We start from the raw sequence: 21,277 nt of genomic DNA on the forward strand, positions 1-21,277 counted from the left end.
ATAGTGCGCCGAGGGATGCAATGATCGCGATGGAGCGCATGGTGGTCCTCCGATTCTTGCGGCGGGATGCCCGGTACCTCGCCAATTGAGCCCTGCCGCCGTCGTCGCCAGCGTCAGTCCGGCGTGACAGCGGCGTTAATCTTGCTGGAAGGGGCGAGAAAAGCGTAGAACTTGCCTCTTGGAGGGCTTCGTCGTGCAAATTCCGCGTGCGCCAATGGACGGCGTGCTTTTTCCAAGATTTGGTCTTTCGCTGCTGGGAGGCTTCGAGCTGACCGGGCCGGATGGCGTGGTCGACCTGCCGAGCAAGAAGCTCGCGGGTTTGTTGGCCTTTCTGGCCTGCACCGCGCCCCGGCCGCAGTCGCGTGAGAAGCTGTCGGCCCTGTTGTGGGGCTCCCGCTTCGACGCGCGGGCCAGGCAGAACCTGCGCCAGGCCTTGTTCCGGCTGCGCAAAGTGCTCGGCGAGGACGCTCTGGAGAGCGATGGTGAGGTCGTATCGCTCAATGCGGCGGCCGTCCGCTGCGATGTCAGCCGATTCGAGGCCCTGGTCCGTGACGGCAGCCGGGATGCGTTGAGCGCGGCAGCCGATCTCTACCGGGGTCGGCTGATCGACGACATTAGCGTAGGCGAGGAGGGCTGGACCGAATGGCTGACTGGTGAACGCGAAAGATTGCTGGATCTTGCCCTTGGCGCCATGATGGGGCTCGGCGAACAGGATCTGGCCGCCGGCCGTGCCGAACAAGCGCTGAAGGCCGGCCAGCGCGCCATCGCGCTCAACAACATGCGCGAGGACGCCCACCGGTTGATGGTACGGGCGCTGGCGGCTACGGGACGCAAGGCCGAGGCTCTCAAGCATTACCAGGACCTCGTTGCGCTGCTCAAGCGCGAACTGAACACGGAGCCCGATGCTGCGACCAGATCGCTCGCCGCCGAGCTTCGCGCCACGGAGCCGCCGAGCAGGTCGTCCGCTGAAAGGGAGATCGCCAAGCCCACCCTGCCGCAACCCGACCGGTCATCGATTGTGGCGTTGCCCATTGGCAATATGAGGAGAGACCACGAGGAAGAGAACGCCGACAACCCCGCAGCGGACGGCGATGAAGCATCGTCTGCGGTGGCAGTCGGCTCCGGAAACCCCGAGCGGCGACAGCTGACGATCATGGTTTGCAATATGGTCGGGTCGATGCCGCTTTCGGCGCGCCTCGACCCTGAAGACATGCACGATCTCATCGCCGCCTTCCACAAATCGGTCGCCGATGTTGTTTCGCGATTCGATGGATTTGTTGCCCAGTACCTGGGCGATGGCGTGATCGTCTATTTTGGCTACCCCGCTGCTGGTGAGCATGACGCCGAGCAAGCCATGCGTGCGGGCCTTGCCATCCTTGACACGATCGGCACGTTGAAAGCGTCTCCAGGCGTGACCGTTCAGGTGAGCGTTGGCATCGCCACCGGGCTCGTTGTCATCGGCGAGCGGTCAGGGACCGGCGACACACAGCAGTGCGTTGCGATCGGCGAGGCGCCAAACGTAGCAGCGCAGCTGCAGGCCGCGGCAGCGCCCGGCGAGGTCGTGATCGCCGCCAGCACGCATCGGCTGGCGGGGCGGATGTTCGACTGCCGCGCGCTTGCTGCCATCGACGTGAAGGGGCTGCCGCAACCGGTGGAGGCTTGGCAGGTGCGCGGCGAAACGGCCGGCGTCAGCCGCTTCGAGGTGCGGCGCGCGGGCGCGCTGACCCCGCTCGTTGGCCGGCAGGAAGAGATTGAGCTGCTGCTGCGCCGTTGGAATCAAGCCAAGCTCGGCGAGGGTCGGGTCGTGCTGCTCACGGGCGAGCCCGGCATCGGCAAGTCGCGTATCGCTGAAAGCCTGCTGGCCGCGCGCGAGGGCGAGCCGCATGCTTGCATTCGATATTTCTGCTCGCCCTACCATGTGCAGAGCCCGCTCTACCCGTTCATCGCGCAGCTCGAGCGGGCCGCGGGCTTCGAACCGGGGAGCAGCGTCAGTGTGAAACTCGACAAATTGGAGGCCTTGCTCAAGCCGACGACGGAGAATGTGCTACGCGACGTGGCGCTCGTTGCCGAGCTGTTGGGGGTGCCGGCGGACTGGCGCTATCCGGCGTTGGCGATCAGCCCGCAGCAGAAGCGGGAGCTGACTCTCACCGCGCTTCTCGATCAGCTCGACGGCGCAGCGGCGCAGGGCGCCGTCCTGATCGTGGTCGAGGACGCCCACTGGATTGATCCGACATCCCAGGATTTGCTCGATCGAATGGTTGCCCGCGCCGCCAGCCTGCCGGTGCTGCTGGTCGTCACGGTCCGGCCGGAGCTCCAGCCAACCTGGGTCGGCCAGTCGCATGTGACGATGCTGCCCTTGAGCCGCCTCGGCCGTCGCGACAGCGCCAGCATTATTGGTGGTGTCGCCAAGGGCAAGGCGCTGCCCGACGCGGTCGTCGATCAGGTCCTTGCGCACACGGATGGCGTGCCGCTGTTCATCGAGGAGCTGACCAGCGCGCTGCTCGAGAGCGGGCTGTTGCGGGAGACAACGGACCGCTACCTGCTCGACGGACCGCTGCCAGAGCTCGCCATACCGACGACGCTGCAGGCCTCGCTGGTGGCCCGCCTCGACCGGCTTGGCTCGGGCAAGGATGTGGCGCTGATCGGCTCTGCGATCGGACGGGAGTTCTCCCACGAGCTGATTGGCGCGGTGGCATCTTTGACCCCGGGGGACCTCGACGCGGCACTTGAGCGGCTGACGGCCTCCGGCCTCATCTCCAGCCGCGGAACGCCGCCGGACGCGAGCTACTCATTCAAGCACGCACTGATACAGGACGCCGCCTACGCCACGATGCTCAAGAGCCGGCGCAGGCAGTTGCATGCGAGCATCGCCAATGTGCTGGTCGAGCGGTTCGCGGCGCTGGCCGAAACCCTGCCTGAGATTGTCGCCCACCATTTCACCGAGGCCGGGCTTGCAACGGAGGCGATCGGCCATTGGTTCAAGGCGGGCCAACGCGCCACCGAGCGCTCGGCTGATCAGGAAGCAGTCCGCCATCTTGAGCGAGGATTGGCGCTTCTGAGGACGCTCCCGGAGTCGGAGGACCGCGATCGCCATGAGCTCGATTTCCAGATCACCTTAGGCACACCTTTGGTGGCAGTGAGTGGATACTCAAGTCCTGAGGTCGGGGCTGCGAGCGAGCGCGCAATTCTCCTCTCCGAGAAGCTGGATGATGTCGGACACCTGTTTGCGTCGCTCTATGCCCAGTTCTCTTACTGCAACACGACCGGCAACACTTACAAGGCACTGGAATTCGCAGAACGCTGCCGGACGCTAGGCATCCGCCAAGGCGACCGGGCGATGCAGCTGATGGCACACCGCGGAACCGGGATTGTGTTGTATCAGCTTGGAAAGTTTGCATTGGCTCGGAAAGAACTCGAGCAGTCTCTTGCGCTGTACGATCCCGAGCGTGACCGATCCCTTGCGGCCCGGTACATCACTGATCCATTCGCGTCTGCATCAGCATTGTTGGCGTTAGTCGAATGGATTTCAGGCTTCCCCGACCGTGCAGCAAGAATGCAGGCACAAGCTCTCAGCTACGCAGCCGCACTCAATCACGTCAACACAAGTGGTTTCGCTCACTTTTTAGCGGGAGCCGCGCTTGAGCAGCTTTTCGGGAATACGGCCGCAGTGCTAACTCATACGCAAGCGTTGAGTGCTCTTGCGACGGAGCACGGCGTGTTGGCATGGCGGAGCAGTGGGATCATTTTTGAGGGCTGGGCCCTCTCATTGACTGGTGGACCGGAGAGCGGCATTTCCCTGATGCAAAAGGGCATTGCCGATGTCGACGCCAAGAACCTGACATTTCTTGTTCCGCTTTTCACGAGCCTGTTGGCCCGGGTTCGTGGTCGCGCCGGCGACTTCCGGTCAGCCGTGGCTCTGTGCATCGATGCGCGAGAAAGATCACAGCGCTCCGAACAATACATTTGGGAGGCGGAGCTGCACCGGAATGAAGGCGAGCTGCGGCTCGCCGCGGGTCATTCATTGACCGATGTGGAAGAGTGTTTTGGTAGGGCGCTCGACGTGAGCCGCGCGCAGGGCGCCAGGATGTTTGAACTCCGTGCCGCCACGAGCCTCGCGCGGCTATGGCACGACCAGGGGAGGCATGTTGAAGCCCGTGATCTACTTGCGCCTGTCTATGGCTGGTTCACCGAGGGCTTCGACACAGTCGACCTGGAAGATGCTAAAGCGCTCCTAGCTCAATTGCGAGCATAGGTCTGACTGGGTGGACCATTGCTGAATGGCCACTTGTGTGAAGGGTTTCGGACGTCGGCCGCTTCGGAGATGGCACCGCGTGTTTCGACAGCCGGCGTCCAAAACCCTTCACAGGACCGGCCACTCGACCGACGCGCGCGGACCGCACCAGTTTCGCACCAGAAACGATCTCATTCAAACGCAACAAACGCTATCGAACCCAAACGAAACCACAGCAAAATCAACGAACCTGACCGCTATCCTCCCGCTCATAACGGTCTGGTTGCAGGTTCGGGTCCTGCCGGGCCCACCAAAAATCAATCACCTGGCAGGTTTTCATTTCGCCCCCTCCGAGGCACCGCACCAGAAACGCCTATCTTCATTGCTCCTCGACGTACTTCAGCAGTCGACAAACTACCGGTGCGCGAGTGATCTGGCCACGATGTCTCCACTTGATCGTAGATTTGGTGGCTTCATCGCAAAAAAGCGAAACACCGCGATGCAATTTTATCGGCGCGCGGCCCATAAACGCTCGACTACGTTTCGCAAGTGTCCGCCTGCTCGATAGCAGTCTTCGCACCGGTGTCCGGGCCAAACTCCGTGGAAGAGGGAGTTTTGCAGAGAACGGCCCTCCTTTTGGGTACTCCCTGGTCGAGAGCGAAACGCCGCCGTCTATGGATAGATGATCGCCTTGATAATCCCATCGCGGCGCGCGACCTGTTGCTCAAATGCCAGCGGCGCCTGGTCGAGCGAGAAGCGATGCGTGGCCAAGGGTGCAAGCCTGACCCGGCCGCTCTGCGTTAATGCGATTGCTCGCGGATAGACCTCCGGCATGCGACGCGAAAATTTGATCGACAGGCCTTTGCGACGCGATTCGGCGCCGCTCAGGACGTATTGATTGTTTTCCGGAATGCCGACGATGACGACGCGGCCGCCGATACGGGCACTGCGCGCCGCGTGCTCGAAACCGTGCGAAGAGTCGGTCGCCTCGACCACGAGGTCGGCGCCGCGGCCATCGGTCGCGCTCGCGACCTCTTCCTGGCTGCGGCAAGCAACGTCGGCGCCGAGATCGCAGGCCAGCGCCGTGCGTTCATCGACCGGGTCGATCGCGACGATCTTGCCGGCACCGGCCAACCGCGCCAGTTGCACCAGCAGCAAACCTACCGGCCCGCAGCCGAGCACCGCAACCGTTTCCATCAGCCGCGGGCGCGCCAGGTCCATGGCGTGGATCGCAACTCCGAGCGTCTCCAGGATGGCGGCAGCGGCCGGATCGATACTGTCGGGCACGATATGCACGGCGGACTTCGGCACGCAGACGAACTCGGCCATCGCGCCGTCGTTCGGCGCGTAGCCCAGGAAGCGCACGTTCGGGCACAGGTTGGTGTGGCCGCGGTGGCACCATTCGCAGCGGCCGCAGGAAATCGCGGGGTCCACCGCCATCAGCGCATCCGCCGGCAACCCTGCCCGTCGCGCGGTGTCGGGGGTCAACGTGCCCGAGAATTCATGGCCGAGCACAAAGGGATTGATCCGGGTCGGGCCGGTGGTGCCGCCTTCGAGATAGGAATGCAAGTCGCTGCCGCACACGCCGACGGCCTTGACCCGCACAATCACCTCGTCCGCCGCCGGCGTCGGCGCCGGAATGTCAGTGACGCGGATGTCGCGAATGTCGTGAAGAACCGCTGCGCGCATGTCCAAGCCTTGATCCCTGCATGTCGTTGGCACCACGACGGGCAACCGTCGGCACCATACATATGTCCTTTTACAATTACAAATGTTCTACCAGCCGCCGAAGGCTCAGGAACCTCGCATTTTTGCATAGTGCTGCCGGTAGATCGCCCGCCGTTCCTGCAGGCCGGCGCGGGATGGCGCGTCCGGCTCGAGTGTGATCGTGGCGTTCCTCTCCGCCTCCCCGGTCAACGCGCCACCGCTGGCTTGCCGCGCCAAACGCGCGGCGCCGAGCGCCGGCCCGAGCGGGGCGAGTGGCGGCAACTGCAAGGGGCGATCGATCACCGTGGCAATGATCCGTCCCCAGAAACGGCTGCGCGCTCCGCCGCCGATTAGCGCGATCGTTTCAATGGGCGCGCCGGCTTCCGTGAGCGCGTCGTGGCAGTCGGCCATCGCAAAGGCGACGCCTTCCAATACAGCGCGGCCGATATGAAGCGGGCCCGCTGCGGCGCGCAGGTTCGACAGCGTGGCGCTGGCGAGCGGATCGTCATGCGGGGTTCGTTCGCCGCTGAGATAGGGCGAGAACACCGGGATCTCCGCCGGCGAAAAATTCGCGGCCTCGATCTCGGCGAGGAACCGCTCGATCGACGCGACGCCGAGGATACAAGCGATCCATGTCAGCGCGCTTGCAGCGCTCAACACGCATCCGTGCTGGCCGAACAGACCAGGCACGGCGTGCCGGTGGGTGTGCATGCCTTGGCCTCGGGCCGGCACGAAGCGATCATTGGCGACGAAATAGACGCCTGACGTGCCAAGACTGATGAAGGCGTTGCCGGTCCGAACCACGCCGGCGCCGACCGCACCCGCCATGTTGTCGCCCGCGCCGCCGGCGACCGGAAGATGCGCCCGCAACCCGAAGCGCTGCGCCAGCTCCGGCCGCAGCGTGCCACCAATCATGCCGCTCTCGACTAGCTCTGGCAGGACATCGGTCGCGATCCCGCACGCTTCGGCAAGCCGCGGCGACCACACGCCGGCCCGCGTATCCATCAACAGCGTCGCGGAAGCGTCGGCACGATCGGATACGGCGTCGCCGGTGAGACAGAGCCGTACATAATCCTTGGGCAGCAGGATCCGGCGCGTGCGCCGGATCGCATCCGGGTCATGGCGCGCCAGCCACAGGATCTTCGGCGCTGAAAAGCCCGGCATCGGCCGGGCACCGGCGAGTTCGGCGAAATCGGGGAGCCTGGAGTCGAGCTCGGTGCATTCGGCCGCCGCCCGCCCGTCATTCCACAACGGCGCTGGCCGGATTGGCCGGCCGGAAGCGTCGACCAGCGCGACACCGAGCATTTGACCCGACAGGCCGATCGCTGCGATACCGGACATCAGCTTCGGATGGTCTGCGGCGAGACGATCGAGAACGGCAGCCGCCGCCGTCCACCACGCGTCGGGATGCTGCTCCGACCATAGCGGTCGCGGACGATCGATCGAGAGCGGCGCCTCGGCGCTCGCCTGCTCTCGGTCCTCGGCGTCTACGATGATCGCCTTGACGGCGGAGGTCCCGATGTCGAGCCCGAGATACAAGCTCACCGCCGCTTGCCGATCAGCTTAAGTGCGCCGGCCGCGGCCTTTTCATCCGTCACCAGCACCTTGCCGATCCGTCCCTGCAGCGCCGCCGCAATGATCGGCGCCTTGTTGGTCCCGCCGGCAATCAACATTACGGTCGGCGCCCGCGCGAGCTTTTCGATCGGCAACGCGATGGCGCGCGCGTTGATGCCGTGGCTGATCTGCCGGCCCGACTGGTCGAGGTACTGTCCAAGCACGTCGCCGACGGCGCCGGCACCGCGCAGATCCTCGATGCCGACGTCGGGCGGAAGTCCGTGGCGCACCAAGAGCGAGCGCGGCGAGAGATCCCCCATGCTGAGCAGCGCGAGATCGATCCGGTCGACGCGGTCCAAGACCTCCGCATAGACTTCCTGGGCCATGAAGGTATCGCGCGAGCGGCGGCTGCTGGCATAGATCGGTGCCGCCAGGTAACTACATTTGGCATGCAGCCGGCGCGCGAGCTCACCCGCGATCTCGAAAGTGTTGAGTTCGAGCCCGCGCGAGAGCCCGCCCATCATCGAGACGATCCAGAGGTCGGGATACTCCGCAGGTGTGACGTGACGGATGGTTTCGCGCAAGGTCGCGCCCCAGCCGATGCCGATGGTGCGCGGCTTCTTCTCTTCCAGGAATTTCGACAGGTAGGCCCCCGCCGCCATTCCGATCAGGCTCGCCACCAGTTCGGTATTTTCCGGGCTCGGAATCACCACCGCATCGTCGAGCCCGCATTGCTGCCGCAACTGATGCTCAAGCTCAGTGCAGCTTGCGAACGCCGAATTGAGCCGGATACTGACGATGCCACTGTGGCGCGCTTCCGAGAGCATGCGGTTGACCCGCGCGCGCGTCAGTCCGAGCCGCTCGCCGATCTCGGCCTGGGTCAGGTTCTCCATGTAGTAGAGCCAGGCGACCCGCAGGATGGTCTGGTCACTCAAGGTGTAATCTCCTGCAGCAGCCTCAGAAGCTCGTCATGGATGTGACCATTTGAGGCGATCTTTTCCAAATCGTCAAACTGCGAATCGGCGCCGGCGACCGTGGTCACGCGTCCGCCCGCCGCGCGCACCAGCGGCATCGCGGCGGCATGCGAGACGAGATCGGCCTTGATCGACACAAAGGCATCGAGCCGGCCGGCCGCAATCCATGTCATTTCGAGCGCGCCCGAGACGACGATGCGGACACCGCGCACCGCCGAGCCAAGCCGCTCGATAATGGCCGCGGCCGTCCGGACTTCGTCGGGCTGGTAATGCGAGGTCAGGATCACCGACACCACCGCGTCTGCAAGCGCGCGCGTGTGCGACACCCGCACCGGCTCGCCATTCACCGTCGCCAGCGCGCCCAGCACGTAGCGGCCACGGATATCGGCCAGCGGCGACTCGATCAGGCCGACCAGCGCTTCGCCGCCATCATGATAGGCGGCGCTGACCGAGAACCACGGCAGACCGACAGCGTAATTCACGGTACCGTCGAGCGGATCGATGATCCAGCGCGACGGGCTTGCGCCACCGCTAAAACCCCTCTCCTCCGACAGGATCTCCGCCCCCGGTGTCAGCGCTCTTAGCCCATCGATCACGATCCTCTCCGCGGCGAGATCGGCATCCGTAACGATGTCGCGCAGTTCCTTGCGCGCTGTCGCAAGCGGCGCGCGCTGCATCGCGACCAGCGTCGCGGCCGCCTCTGCTACCACCGGCTCGGCGCCGCGCATCAGCGCCATTAAATCCTTCTCAGCAGACATCGGCATCAAGCTCTGTTGGTGGAAGCTGTTCAATTCAGGCTGCCTTCACGCCGGGCACGCCATCCTCGACCACGAAGGTTGCGAGCCGACGCACCGCGCTGTGCGCGTCCTTGACGTCGTCGACCGCCTCGAAGCCGACCGTGCAGGATCGCGAATCGAGCTCCATAACCGCGTAACCGCGCTTCTCGCCATTGGCATAGATCAGTTCCGGGTTGCCGGCGAGCGCGCTGCGCACGCCGCTCTCGCCTGGCCCTTGCGAGGTGATCGAGGTGCCGACGAATTCGGCCGCGATGGTCGGCTCACGCGGTCGCGAAAACTCGCGCTTGAGATCGGCAGCAAAGTAAGCGTGGCGGTCACCGCCGATGACGACCGGATTGCGCACCTTGTGTGTGACGATCGAATCGAGCAGGCGGCGGCGGGCATTGGGATATCCATCCCAGCCATCCATCCAAAAGCGGTCACCGCTCTCGGCGTCTTTTCGCTTGGCTTCAGCCATCAAGGTCTGCTGCGCCACGACGGTCCAGCGCCCGCGCCTGTCTTGGAACCGTGCATCAAGCCATTGCTCCTGCGGACGCCCGAGCATGCTACGCATCTCTTCCGTGCGCTCCGGGCAGTCCTGTACCCATGTCGGACGTCCGCCATTCACGCAGGCTGGCGCGGAGCGATATTGACGGTCATCGAGCAGCAGCATGTCCAGCATGTCGCCGAAACGATAATGCTCGTAGATGGTCGCGTTTGGGCCATGCGGACGCGCCGACGGCGGCAACGGCATGTGCTCGTAATAGGCCTGATAGGCGGCGGCCCGGATTTTCAGGAAATGCTCCGGATCGCGCGTCGTGTAGGAGCGATCATTGGCATAGTCGTCCGCTACCTCGTGGTCGTCCCAGACCGACAGCCACGGAAAGGCGGCGTGCGCGGCCTGCAGGTCGGCGTCGGATTTGTAGAGTGCGTAGCGATTGCGGAATTCAGCAAGCGTTGTCGGAATCCCGACGCCGTGCTGGCGGACGTGGCGCGAGCCCCAGGACTTCTCGTAGATGTAGTCGCCGAGATGCACGACCAGATCGAGGTCGCGCGCGGCCATGTCGCGATACGCGGCGTAGTAGCCCTGCTCGTATTGCTGGCAGGAAGCGAAGGCAAAACGGAATCGGCTATTGCCCCCTGCCGGCGCGGTGCGGGTGCGCCCGACCGGGCTCACCGCCGACCCGGCGCGAAACCGGTACCAGTAGACGCGGCCCGGCCGCAGGCCTTTCGCCTCGGCATGCACCGAATGCGCAAGCTCCGCGGTCGCGCGAACGACGCCGTGTGCTGCGATGCGCGCAAATCCTTCATCCTCCGCAACCTGCCACTCGACCTCGACCGGCGAAGCCGGCATCCCGCCCTCCTCGAGCGGTCGCGGCGCGAGGCGTGTCCATAGGATGACGCTGTCCTCGCGCGGGCAGCCGGACGCAACGCCGAGCGTGTATGGATCCGTGCTGAACGTCACCGGCGCACCGCGCACGATCCCGAATGGCGAAGCCACCGCGGCGCTGGCCAGCGAGCCGGTGAGGAATCGCCGGCGTGGAATCATGACGCTGCTCATGATGGCGCGGCCGCGGATATCATCTCGCGCCGGATATTCACCGCGAGATCGGGCCGGTCTGTTGTGATCTGCCGCACCGGCTGCGCCAGCCAGTGGGCGATCTCCTGCGGCTCGTTCGTCACCCAGGCACCGAGCCGGTCGCGACCCAGAACTTTCAGCGCCAGCGGCAGCGCCAGCGCCAGCAGCGACTTCTCGATCGCCACGATGCAGTCGGGAATGGCGGCCAGACGGTCGAGCGCCGTCGCCATGCCGCCCATCATCTCCGCCGACCGGCGGTCCAGCGAGACCAGCACCCGCGCCTGCGGGTTCAGCCGTCGCACAATCTCGATCGCGCCAGGCACGAAGCAGGTGAGCACGGCGCGTTGCTCGAGTCCGCGCCGCTTCACCGCGTCGACCAGACGCTCTTCGATGCCCGGATAGGGATTGCCGAAGGCGTCGGTCTTGATCTCGATGTGAAGTTCGAGCGGTGAATCGCTGAACAGGTCGAGCACGGCATCAAGCGTCGGAATGCATTCCTCGCCGGCGTCGCGCAGGCGCGTCGCGGTCAATTGCTTCAACGTACGGACCCCGACCGGTCCGGTGTCATGCGTGGTGCGATCGAGCAGCGGATCGTGAATGACAACGAGCCCACCGTCGGCGCTCTGGTGAATGTCGAACTCGACCGCCTCGACGCCAAGTCCGCTTAGATTGCGGAAGCCGAGCAGACTGTTCTCCGGCCAAAGGTCGCGAGCGCCGCGGTGTCCGGCGATGAAAACCATACTTCGTTCCTATTTGCTGCTGTCGATGAGCCCTTTGAGGAACCAGCGCTGCAACAGCAATATCACCATCGTCGGCGGCAGCATCGTAAGCAGCGCGCCGCTCATGGCGATGTTCCAGGCCGGCTCGCTGTCGGAGCGCGGGATCAGGTTCTTCAGCGCGATCACGGCGGTCGCCATGTCCTTGTCGGTGGTGAACAGCAACGGCCACAGATACTGGTTCCAGCCGAACAGGAACAGGATGATCGCGAGTGCGATGATGTTCGAGACCGACAGCGGCAGCAGGATGCTCCAAAAGAAACGCAGCGGCGACGCGCCGTCGAGCCTTGCGGCCTCACACAATTCATCCGGTACGGTGAGGAAGAATTGCCGGAACAGGAAGGTTGCGGTGGCCGACGCTATCAGCGGCAGGATCAGCCCCGGATAGGTATTGACCATGTTCCATTCCAGCGTGATCGTAACATCGTGACCGCTGATCCATTTCCAGAAATCGGCAACGTGAAGCATATCGGCGAGCCATTGCAGCGGCAGCGCGGCATTCGCCACCGCTTCGAACGTCGGCACGATCCGAACCTCGATCGGCAGCATCAACGACATAAAGATCAGCCAGAACGCCAACATCCGGTAACGGAAGCGGAAATAAGTGATGGCGAAGGCGGAGAGTAACGACACCGCGATCTTGCCGGCGGTGATGCCAACCGCCACCACAATGGAATTGAGGAACGTGCGGCTGAAATCGGCCTTGGCCCATGCCGCCTGCAGATTGGCGACAAACTGGCCTCCCGGCAGCCACGGCAGCGGCACCTTCTGCACCTCGGCGATCGTCAGCGACCCCGCGACAAACGCAAAGTAAAGCGGCACGCACACCAATAGCGCGCCGGCGATCAGGATCGCGTGGCAGATCGTGTCGAGGACGGGCGCTCGTTCCACCATGCGGTCAGACCCCGTAGTTGACCTTGTGGTCGAAATAGCGGAATTGCAGCAACGTGCAGATCAGCGCGAACGTCATCAGCAGCACCGACTGCGCCGCCGAGGAGCCCAGGTCGAGATTGATGAAGCCGTCGACATAGACCTTGTACACCAGGATGTTGGTCGCGCCGGCCGGCCCGCCATGGGTGACCGCATCAATGATGGCGAAGGTTTCGAAGAAACCGTAGATGAAGTTCATCACGGCGAGGAAAAAGACGGTTGGTCCAAGCATGGGAAGCGCAATCAGGAAGAAACGCCGTATCGGCCCGGCGCCGTCGACGGCAGCCGCTTCCATCAGCGAGGCCGGCACCGCCAAAAGGCCGACGGCCAGGAAGATGTAGTCGTAGCAGATGTGCTTCCATGACGCCGCCATGATCACAAGCCACAGCGCGTCGTTCGGATTTCGGTTGGGATCCCAGGAAATCCCGAGCGCGTGCAGCATGTGTGCGAGCGGGCCAACGACAGGATTGAACAGGAACGCCCACAGGATGCCGGCGATCGCGGGCGCGATCGCATAGGGCAGCAGGATGAGGGTCCGGTAGACGGAACGTCCGCGCACCACCCGGTCGCTGGCGAATGCCAGTACCACGGCGACCGCAAGCGTAATCACATTCTGCGTCACCGTGAACCAGATCGTCGTGACAATCGACTGGCGATATTCGCCGCTTGCGAACAGCGCCTTGAAATTGTCGAACCACACAAACTGGACGTTGCTGCCGAACGGATCGCTCAGCAGCACGGACTGCATCAGCGCGCGCAGCGACGGGATGAAGAAGAAGCAAACCAGGATCAGCAACTGCGGCAGCAGCAATAGCGTCGGCAAGCCGGCCTCACGGCCGAAATTCGCCCGCTTCAGCCCCGGCTCGCGATCGGGCTGGCCGCGCTTGGGCGTCCGCGCCCTGATGGGCCGGGGCGTCACTGGGCTATGCTCGGCAACGGTTGCGCCGGGCGATGGGTGCTGCGATCTGGCCAGGCCGGAAGGCTGCGCTACCTGCACCGCGGGCGATTCCGGCCAGATCGGCGCGCTTGCGATCGGCGAGCTTGCATTCATTTCGGCTCGCGGCCCGCCTCGGCGTCTTTTCCGGCGTTGAGCTTCTCGAACTGCCGCAGGATTTCGTTGCCACGCTTGACGGCGTCATCCATCGCCTGCTGCGGCTGCTTCTGGCCGGTGAACACCGCTTCGACCTCGCTGCGCTGCGCCAGCATCGTCTGTACGAAATTGCCGAAACGGAATCCGCGCGAATTGTCGTTGGGCGTGCCGCGCGAGAGCTGCAGCACCGCGATCTCGCGAGTCGGATGCTCCTTGTAGTAGCCACGCTCGCGCGCCAGCGCATAGGCTTTGCTGGTCGCCGGGACGTAACCGGTCACGCCATGCCACCACACTTGCGTCTCCGGTTGAGCGACGAAATCGAGGAAAGCGGCGACCGCGTCGTAGCGCTCCGGCGTATGGCCTTTCATCACCCAGATCGCGCCGCCGCCGATGGTGCTGTTGAGCGGCGGATTGATATCGTTCTCGTGCGGCAGGAAGGTGGCGCTCCACTCGATCTTGGCGTTGCGCTCGATATTGCCGTGCGACGCGGTCGAGTTGACGAAGGTCGAACAGCGTCCGGAGGTGAACAACTGCTCCGGGCTTAAACCCTGGCCGGCGATCTGCAGGACGCCATCGTCAAGCCATTTCTTCAGGCGCGCGACTTGCGAGACCACCTTGGTCTTGTTGTACACGAATTCGGTGCCGAGCCCACCGAAGCCGTTGGCGAGCGTGCCGTAGGGCTGGTTGTTGATGGCGCTGTAGTTCTCCAGCAGGCTCCAATAGAAATCGCCCGGCAGTACCGTGCCGCACTCGCTGACGCCCTTGGCCTTGATGGCGTAAAGCTGCGCCTCCAGCTCCTGCCAGGTGTCAGCCGGCTTGTCGAAGCCCGCTTTGCGGAAATGCTCCTTGTTGTACCAGAAGATTGGGGTCGAGGAGTTGAACGGCATCGCCGACATCCGGCCCTTGTAGCTCCAGAAGCTCGCCACCGGCTTGATGAAGTCGGGCCAGTCGATCTTGTAGCCCTTCTGATCCAGGAGATCCTGCACCGGCACGATCGCGCCGGAGAGCAGCATCGTCATGTAGCCGCGCTCGGCGATCTGCACCATTTCGGGCGGCCGCTTGGCGCGATAGGCCGCGATTACGCCATTGGTCACCTCGTCGTAATTGCCCTTGGCGACCGCAACGACGGTGTATTTGTCCTGCGAGGCGTTGAATTTCTCGACAAGTTCGTTGAGCCGGTCGCCCAGCACGCCGCTCATGGCGTGCCACCATTGCACCTCGACGCGTGCCGCCTGCGCAGGTGCTGCCAATGCCAAAACCCCCAACAAAACCGCCATGAATGCCGTTTTCTTCATGGGTAATCCTCCCTCCCGCGGTCCGGCGAGCTGGCGCCTCAAAAAACCCGTCCGCGATCATTTGTATTTCTACAATGACATATGTGTCGGTATGATGAAAGGGCCCGGGTGCGGTGATTTTTGGGCGACTTCAGCGCCGCTCGCTAAGTCCGGTTGGTCCGTGCGCCAGGTGCCTGGCACGATCGACCGCGAGCACGGCCGGACATTGGCTCAGGAAGGCCCCCTACTCGATCGCTGGAGCGACGCGCCATCTGCTCAATCAGCGAGTTCGATGAGGATGGGTTGATGATCGGAGGCGTCGGTCTTGCCGTTGACTTCGACGCGGCGGACCAGACCGGTCAAATCTTCTGTCGTGAAAATAAAATCGCGACAGTCGGGGCCATCAACCCACTGCGCATGATCGTAAAGTCCGCAGGTCGGCGATCTCGATTGGCCCGGGTGACAGATGGTCCATGCGTCCCGATAGTTGAGGCCGGAACGCACCGATTGATGAATCAACGCGTGCTGCGAATCAGACACATCGAAGTTGAAATCACCGCACAGTAGGCTCGACGCTGCCACCGTCTGACCTCCGTAAGGGTCGTTGTGTTGGGAATCGGACACTTTGGGGCTCGTCGAGGCTTCCTGCTGCAGGTCCAGCAGCCGGGTAATCTGGGCTTCGCGCTGGCCTGCAGAGTGATATTCGAGATGCGTGTTGACGATCCGCAGAGCGCCGAACGCGGCCTGAACCGTGACCTCCAGCGCGTGACGGCGCATGCTGCGCATGGCACCTGCTCCCGGCCACGGCAGAAGGTGATTGGCAATCTGCAAGATCGGCAAGCGCGACAGCGTCATGTTCCCGAATTGGTGTAATACGTTCGCGCTGTCCATCGTTTCGATAGCCGGTCTAAACACCGGCAGATAACCGGGTAGCAGTGCAGCAATTTGCGCACTTTGATCCATATCGCCATCGAGTTTGGAAAAACCGGAAGATACCTCCTGGAAACAGAAGACATCGGCGTCGGCCATTTCCTTCGCGACGGCAACGATCCGCGCCAGGTCGGTCACGCCATCGCAACCCTTTCCGCACTGGATATTCCACGTGACCAACCGCATCAGCGGATACCCGCGCGCATGAAGGATTGGACGAACTGCCGCTGGAACAGCAGGAACGCGAACAACAGGGGCGCCATCGTCATTACAGTCGCGGCGGTGATGATCGACCAGTCTACGCCGGTTTCCGGTGCGCCGAACACCGCCAACCCTACCGTCAGAGGTCGCGCCTCGACCGAATTCGTGACGATCAGCGGCCACAGGAAATTGTTCCAGTGATAGCTGACCGAAACGAGACCGAACGCGACATAGGTGGGCCGCGCCAGCGGAACGTAAACCCGCCAGAGGATCTGCAACGGCCCTGCCCCCTCGACCCGGGCCGCTTCCACCAGCTCCAGCGGAACACTCTTGAATGTCTGGCGTAACAGGAAGATGCCGAACGCGCTCGCGAGATACGGCAGCGCGATCGCCGGAATGGTGTCCAGCAATCCGAGCTTTCCGATCATGCGGTAATTCTCGACAATCAGTACGTCGGGCATAATCATCAATTGGAGCAGGACGAGCGCAAACGCGATGCCGCTGCCTTTGAACTTGAAGCGCGCGAAGGCGTAGGCCGCCAGCGTTGAGAGGACGAGCTGTCCGATCAGGATCAGAACAACCAGGATGACCGTATTCAAGTAGTAACGACCGAACGGCGCCTGATGCCATGCCCGCACAAAATTCTCCAGCGTCCAGGGCGCAGACAGGCTGAACGACGTTGCATAAGCGGCAGGATGCAGTGCGCTCCAGAACGCGTAGGCCAGCGGCGCAAGCCACAGCAACGCCAAAAGCCACGCGGCAACTGCCTCAAGAGGATGCGTCCGCCCGTTCATTGATAGTGGATCCTGCGATCAAGATAGCCGAACTTGATCAATGCGACGGTGCTCAGCAAGACCAGCAGCACGACGGTCAGCGTTGCTGCATAGGCCGAATCCTGGAACGTGAATGCAACTTCATAGATGTAATACAGCAGCAACGTACTTGCGTTATTGGGGCCGCCTTTGGTCATGATGACAAGGTGATCCACCAACTTGAATGAATTGATGACCGCGTTGATGGCCACAAATAACGTGGTCGGCATCAGCAACGGGAAGGTGATCCGCCGGAACGTGTACCAGCGGCTCGCTCCTTCCACGGCCGCCGCCTCCTCGAGGTCAGGCGAAAGCTGCTGAAGCGCGGCGAGATAGAAGATCATGAAGAAGCCGGCCTCCTTCCAGATCACCATGACGATCAAACAGCCCATCACCGTGCTTGGATCGCCAAGCCAATTCCAGCCCCCGAAACCGAACAATCCGCGCAACTGATCGAGCAATCCATAGTCCGGCGTATAGAAGAACAGCCAGATGTTTGCGACCGCTATCATCGGCAGCACGGTGGGCGTGAAATAAGCGAGCCGCAGGAAGCCGCGTCCTCGCATATTGCGGTTGACCCAGATCGCCATCAGCAGCGCCAGCGCGATCGACGTCGGAATGGTACCGAGCGCGAACCAGAAATTGTTGGCTAATGCTCTCCAGAAAATCGGATCGGCTGCCATCGAGTGATAACTGTCAAGGCCGACGAAGGCCTCGGTGCCATTCCGGCGCGTGATAAAGAAGGAATGCCGGATTGTCGCCAATATCGGGTAGTGCGTGAACGCAAGCAGCAGCACGGCCGCCGGCAACAACAGCAGCCAAGCGTTCACTGCGTTCCACCACGCGTGCGATCTCGCCTGGCGCGCAACTGATGACATGACGAGTTGATCGGACATTGGCTTATTGGGCCGAGTGGCGGCGAATCCCTACCCGGCCCCTTCTTTTTATTTATACGCGCGGAGTACGCGGTCGGCCTGCTGCTGAGCAGCAGCAAGTGCCTCCTGCGGCTTCTGCGCGCCGGTGACCGCCGCCTGCACGGCATCTCCCAGAAACTTGTAGATGCGGCCATTTTCGTGAACCGACAATTCCGGCACGGCATGCTCAAGCTGATCACGGGCAACGGTCGCGGCAGGGAAACCCTTTGCATACGCCTCCATCGCCGGGGTCTTGTAGGCCGCCGGAGAAACCGCGACGTAACCGGTTTTCATGCTCCACTCCGCTGCGCGCTCAGGAGCTGTCATCCACTGGATGAATTTCACGGCGGCCTTCTGCTGCTCGGGGGAAGCGCTCTTGAATATGTAGAAATTGCCACCGCCGGTCGGCGAACCGCGCCGCTCCTTGGCAGGCAGCATGGCAACGCCAAAGTTGAACTTGGCAGCGTCCTTGACCGCAGTCAGGTTACCAGTGGTGTGCCACATCATCGCGGTCTTGCCTTCGAGGAAATCGGTGCGCAGCGTCGCCCAGTCGATAGTGCCCGTCGGCATCACATTATGCTTGCGCGACAGGTCGACCCAATAATCCAACGCGCCCACCGTCTTTGGTGCCGTGAGATAAACCTCGTTACCGGGTTCGTTCATCAATTTCTGGCCGTTCTCGATGGCAAGCGCCTGCAGCATCCAGTAGGCGTAGCCGGTTGTCGGAATTTCGACGCCCCAGCGCGTGGTGTTGCCCGATGCATCCTTCTTGACAAGTTTCTTGGCCATTTCGGCCATTTCGTCCCAGGTCGCAGGCGCCTTTTCCGGATCGAGGGCCGCTTCCTTGAAGGCGTCCTTATTCCAGTACAGCACGATCGTCGAGCGCTGGAACGGAATGCTCCAGGTCTTGCCGTCGATCTGTCCGTTCGCCATGAACGCCGGATAGAATTCCTTGAACCACGTCTTGTCAGTGACAAGACTATCCATTGGCACGATGGCGTTCTCGTCCATCAGCGTGAAGACGTCGGTCGACAGCAGCACTGACAATTGCGGCGGTTGACCGCCCTTCATTGCCGTCATCGCCTTGGTCATCGTATCGGTGTAGTTGCCGGCGTAGACCGCGGTCACTTTGATGTCCGCATTCTCTTTCTCGAAGCGGGAGACCATGTCGTCGATGATCTTCGTCACCGGTCCGCCCACCGCGACCGGATAATACATGGTCAAATCGACAGCCGCAGCGGGACGCGCGCCCAAAAACAGCACCGCGACTGCAGTCGCCGCCAGCATTGTTCGTCGAACCAATATCATGTCGTCCTCCCATGTTAATTTTTTGCCGCGCCGAGACCGTCGTTTCAGTTTCAGCCAGTTGCAATACGCCTTGCCTCATTGAGCATCGGCTCCAGCCGCCGTTCCGATTTTTGGTCAAACTGATGTTCATGGCCGGCGTCCCAGGCCAGCCTGACGTCATCGCCTGGCTGGGCCTTGCTGAAACCGTCCTGCCGCACCGAAACCGGCTGACCCGCGATTTCGCACAGAATGATGCTGTCGGCACCCAGATGCTCGACGGTCTTTACGCGCGCGGCTTGACCGTCCTGCGCCACGATCTGAATATGCTCTGGTCGAATGCCGATGAGGCGGTCGCCCTGCGAGATCAAGTTCATCGGCGGCGTTCCGATAAATCGCGCCGTGAATGCCGTCGCTGGCCTATTGTACAATTCTTCCGGTGAGCCGTTTTGCTCGACACGGCCGTCGCGCATCAGCACGACGCGATCTGCCATAGTCATGGCCTCGGTCTGATCGTGCGTCACATAGACCATCGTCATTCCAAGTCGCTGCTGCAGCGCCCGAATCTCGGTCCGCATCTCGTGACGCAGCTTGGCGTCGAGATTTGAAAGAGGTTCGTCCATCAGGCAAACCCGCGCCTCGGCGATGATGGCACGTCCGAGTGCGACACGCTGGCGCTGGCCGCCGGACAGCTGAGACGGCTTGCGCTCGAGCAAATGTCCGAGGCCGACGATATCCGCAACACGCTTGAGCCGCGCATCGCGCTCGGCGCGGGACACACGCCGCACGCGCAGGCCGAAGACAATATTCTCCGCCACGCTCAGATGCGGAAACAGCGCATAGGACTGGAACACCATGGAGATTTTGCGCTGGGCCGGCGTGAGATTGGTTACGTCCGTGCCGCCGATCGTAATTGTGCCCCCGTCGAGTTGCTCAAGACCTGCAATCAGGCGAAGCGTCGTGGATTTGCCGCAACCCGATGGACCGAGCAGCACCAGTAGCGAGCCTTCCTCCGCCGTGAGACTCACGTCGTCGACGGCCCGCATGGGACCCCAATTCTTGGAAACGTGATCCAGCGTAATCGCCGACATGATCTATCCAGTTCAACGTTGTGCCGCTGCCGCGCACGTTAAGTCGCGCGAAAGCATCTTGGTCCGCTGCTTCTTTTGTCCTGACATCACTCTCAATCAGCCAGCCAGCGCAGGCGAGCGATCCGGCCGTGACGAGGACCTGTTCTACGGTTGGTCGACCGTTCCCGCGCCCATCGCCCGGGAAGCCTTCCAAGGCTTTTCTCCGCGCACGCGCATTTTCTATTCCTCCGTTGTTCATCTGAACACAGAGTGCGAGCAAATGAAATAGAAATTGCGCAATTTATGTTCGAATGATACTTTTTGACGACAAGAAGGATTTCATGCTCACGACCGTCACCAAGCGACAGGCCCGTATTTTGGAGATCGTGCGCGAGCAGGGCTTCGCCTCGATCGAACATCTTGCCGGGCATTTCGATGTCACGCAGCAGACCGTTCGCCGCGTGGTGAACCAGCTATGCGACCAAGGCCTGCTGCGACGGATCCACGGCGGCGTCGGCCTTCCAGTTCAGAACCAGAATCTTGCTTATGGAAGCCGGCAGGGATTGAACCCCGACGCCAAGCGACGGATCGCTCATGCGGTATCCAATTTCATTCCCGACGGCGCATCACTCATGATCGGCCTCGGGACCACGCCCGAATATGTCGCGCAGGCGCTGTCCAATCGTCAGGATTTGAGGATCATTACCAACAACCTGAACGTGGCAGCGGCGTTCGCGCGCAATCCCGACGTCGAAATCACGATCGCCGGGGGGACACTGCGTCCGCTCGACCGTGACATCGTCGGCGACGCCGCAGTACGGTTTTTTTCTGGTTTCAAGGCGGATTTCGGAATTTTCGGCGTCGGCGGCATAGATCAAGATGGCGCCCTGCTCGATTTTCACTCGGACGAGTTTCAGGCGCGTCAGGCCATCGTTGCCAATTGCCGGATCGCCCTGCTGGTCGCCGACGTCAGCAAGTTCGGCCGCAACGCTACAGTGCGCGGCGGCCATCTTGGCGAATGCCATCATTTCTTCACCGACAAGCCATTGCCGGCAGGGTTTCGCTCGATCGCCGAACAATACGCGGATCGGATACATACCGCCAGCGATGGCGCCGTAGACGCCGCGTAAGTCAGACGGCTCAGTTCGTCGACGCGTTCCAGGAGAGCATCGATC

The 21,277-nt window shown here is 62.6% G+C and carries 17 protein-coding genes; 3 read left to right on the top strand and 14 right to left on the bottom strand.

Annotated elements, in window-relative coordinates; translation table 11 throughout:
- The first annotated feature begins 178 nt into the window (after positions 1–178).
- The gene (locus V1288_RS04225) at positions 179–4,252 is read left to right on the top strand and encodes a BTAD domain-containing putative transcriptional regulator (RefSeq protein ID WP_334355877.1); all 4,074 of its coding nucleotides are present in this window, start codon (positions 179–181) and stop codon (positions 4,250–4,252) included.
- Positions 4,253–4,903: 651 nt separating this feature from the next.
- Here V1288_RS04225 and V1288_RS04230 read toward each other — a convergent pair.
- The 14 genes from V1288_RS04230 to V1288_RS04295 all read right to left on the bottom strand — a co-directional run bounded on the left by V1288_RS04230 (position 4,904) and on the right by V1288_RS04295 (position 20,123).
- Positions 4,904–5,920: a zinc-dependent alcohol dehydrogenase gene (locus V1288_RS04230; protein ID WP_334355878.1), complete on the bottom strand. Its 1,017-nt coding sequence runs from the start codon at positions 5,918–5,920 to the stop codon at positions 4,904–4,906.
- 105 nt (positions 5,921–6,025) lie between these two features.
- Positions 6,026–7,483, bottom strand: coding sequence for a xylulokinase (xylB, locus tag V1288_RS04235; protein ID WP_334355879.1), 1,458 nt, complete (start codon positions 7,481–7,483; stop codon positions 6,026–6,028).
- Entirely contained in the window at positions 7,480–8,427 is a 948-nt protein-coding gene (locus V1288_RS04240) for a sugar-binding transcriptional regulator (protein WP_334355880.1), read from the bottom strand. Before V1288_RS04240 ends, xylB begins: the two co-directional genes overlap by 4 nt.
- The gene (locus V1288_RS04245) at positions 8,424–9,203 is read right to left on the bottom strand and encodes an inositol monophosphatase family protein (RefSeq protein WP_334355881.1); all 780 of its coding nucleotides are present in this window, start codon (positions 9,201–9,203) and stop codon (positions 8,424–8,426) included. Before V1288_RS04245 ends, V1288_RS04240 begins: the two co-directional genes overlap by 4 nt.
- Positions 9,204–9,258: 55 nt before the next feature.
- A complete protein-coding gene (locus V1288_RS04250) occupies positions 9,259–10,803 on the bottom strand; it encodes an alkaline phosphatase D family protein (RefSeq protein WP_334355882.1) in 1,545 nt (514 codons plus the stop codon).
- The gene (locus V1288_RS04255; protein ID WP_334355883.1) at positions 10,800–11,561 is read right to left on the bottom strand and encodes a glycerophosphodiester phosphodiesterase family protein; all 762 of its coding nucleotides are present in this window, start codon (positions 11,559–11,561) and stop codon (positions 10,800–10,802) included. Before V1288_RS04255 ends, V1288_RS04250 begins: the two co-directional genes overlap by 4 nt.
- Positions 11,562–11,570: 9 nt before the next feature.
- Positions 11,571–12,491 (bottom strand): ABC transporter permease subunit, encoded by a 921-nt coding sequence (locus tag V1288_RS04260; RefSeq protein ID WP_334355884.1) that lies wholly within the window; start codon positions 12,489–12,491, stop codon positions 11,571–11,573.
- Between the two features lie 4 nt (positions 12,492–12,495).
- Positions 12,496–13,578: an ABC transporter permease subunit gene (locus tag V1288_RS04265; protein WP_334355885.1), complete on the bottom strand. Its 1,083-nt coding sequence runs from the start codon at positions 13,576–13,578 to the stop codon at positions 12,496–12,498.
- Complete coding sequence (locus V1288_RS04270; protein ID WP_334355886.1) at positions 13,575–14,912, bottom strand: extracellular solute-binding protein; 1,338 nt, start codon at positions 14,910–14,912, stop codon at positions 13,575–13,577. Before V1288_RS04270 ends, V1288_RS04265 begins: the two co-directional genes overlap by 4 nt.
- Before the next feature lie 255 nt (positions 14,913–15,167).
- Positions 15,168–16,007: an endonuclease/exonuclease/phosphatase family protein gene (locus V1288_RS04275; RefSeq protein WP_334355887.1), complete on the bottom strand. Its 840-nt coding sequence runs from the start codon at positions 16,005–16,007 to the stop codon at positions 15,168–15,170.
- Complete coding sequence (locus V1288_RS04280; protein ID WP_334355888.1) at positions 16,007–16,816, bottom strand: carbohydrate ABC transporter permease; 810 nt, start codon at positions 16,814–16,816, stop codon at positions 16,007–16,009. Before V1288_RS04280 ends, V1288_RS04275 begins: the two co-directional genes overlap by 1 nt.
- The gene (locus V1288_RS04285; protein WP_334355889.1) at positions 16,813–17,730 is read right to left on the bottom strand and encodes a carbohydrate ABC transporter permease; all 918 of its coding nucleotides are present in this window, start codon (positions 17,728–17,730) and stop codon (positions 16,813–16,815) included. Before V1288_RS04285 ends, V1288_RS04280 begins: the two co-directional genes overlap by 4 nt.
- Positions 17,731–17,778: 48 nt before the next feature.
- Positions 17,779–19,056: an ABC transporter substrate-binding protein gene (locus tag V1288_RS04290; RefSeq protein ID WP_334355890.1), complete on the bottom strand. Its 1,278-nt coding sequence runs from the start codon at positions 19,054–19,056 to the stop codon at positions 17,779–17,781.
- Positions 19,057–19,106: 50 nt separating this feature from the next.
- Entirely contained in the window at positions 19,107–20,123 is a 1,017-nt protein-coding gene (locus V1288_RS04295) for an ABC transporter ATP-binding protein (RefSeq protein WP_334355891.1), read from the bottom strand.
- On the opposite strand from V1288_RS04295, the gene V1288_RS04300 reads away from it, so the two are divergent.
- Together V1288_RS04300 and V1288_RS04305 are read left to right on the top strand one after the other, a co-directional pair.
- Positions 20,122–20,391 (top strand): hypothetical protein, encoded by a 270-nt coding sequence (locus tag V1288_RS04300; protein WP_334355892.1) that lies wholly within the window; start codon positions 20,122–20,124, stop codon positions 20,389–20,391. The two genes, V1288_RS04295 and V1288_RS04300, sit on opposite strands and share 2 nt — an antisense overlap.
- Before the next feature lie 52 nt (positions 20,392–20,443).
- Positions 20,444–21,232, top strand: a complete 789-nt coding sequence (locus V1288_RS04305; RefSeq protein WP_334355893.1) for a DeoR/GlpR family DNA-binding transcription regulator — start codon at positions 20,444–20,446, stop codon at positions 21,230–21,232.
- Positions 21,233–21,277 lie beyond the last annotated feature (45 nt).

The organism is Bradyrhizobium sp. AZCC 2176, from assembly GCF_036924645.1.
GTDB lineage: Bacteria > Pseudomonadota > Alphaproteobacteria > Rhizobiales > Xanthobacteraceae > Bradyrhizobium.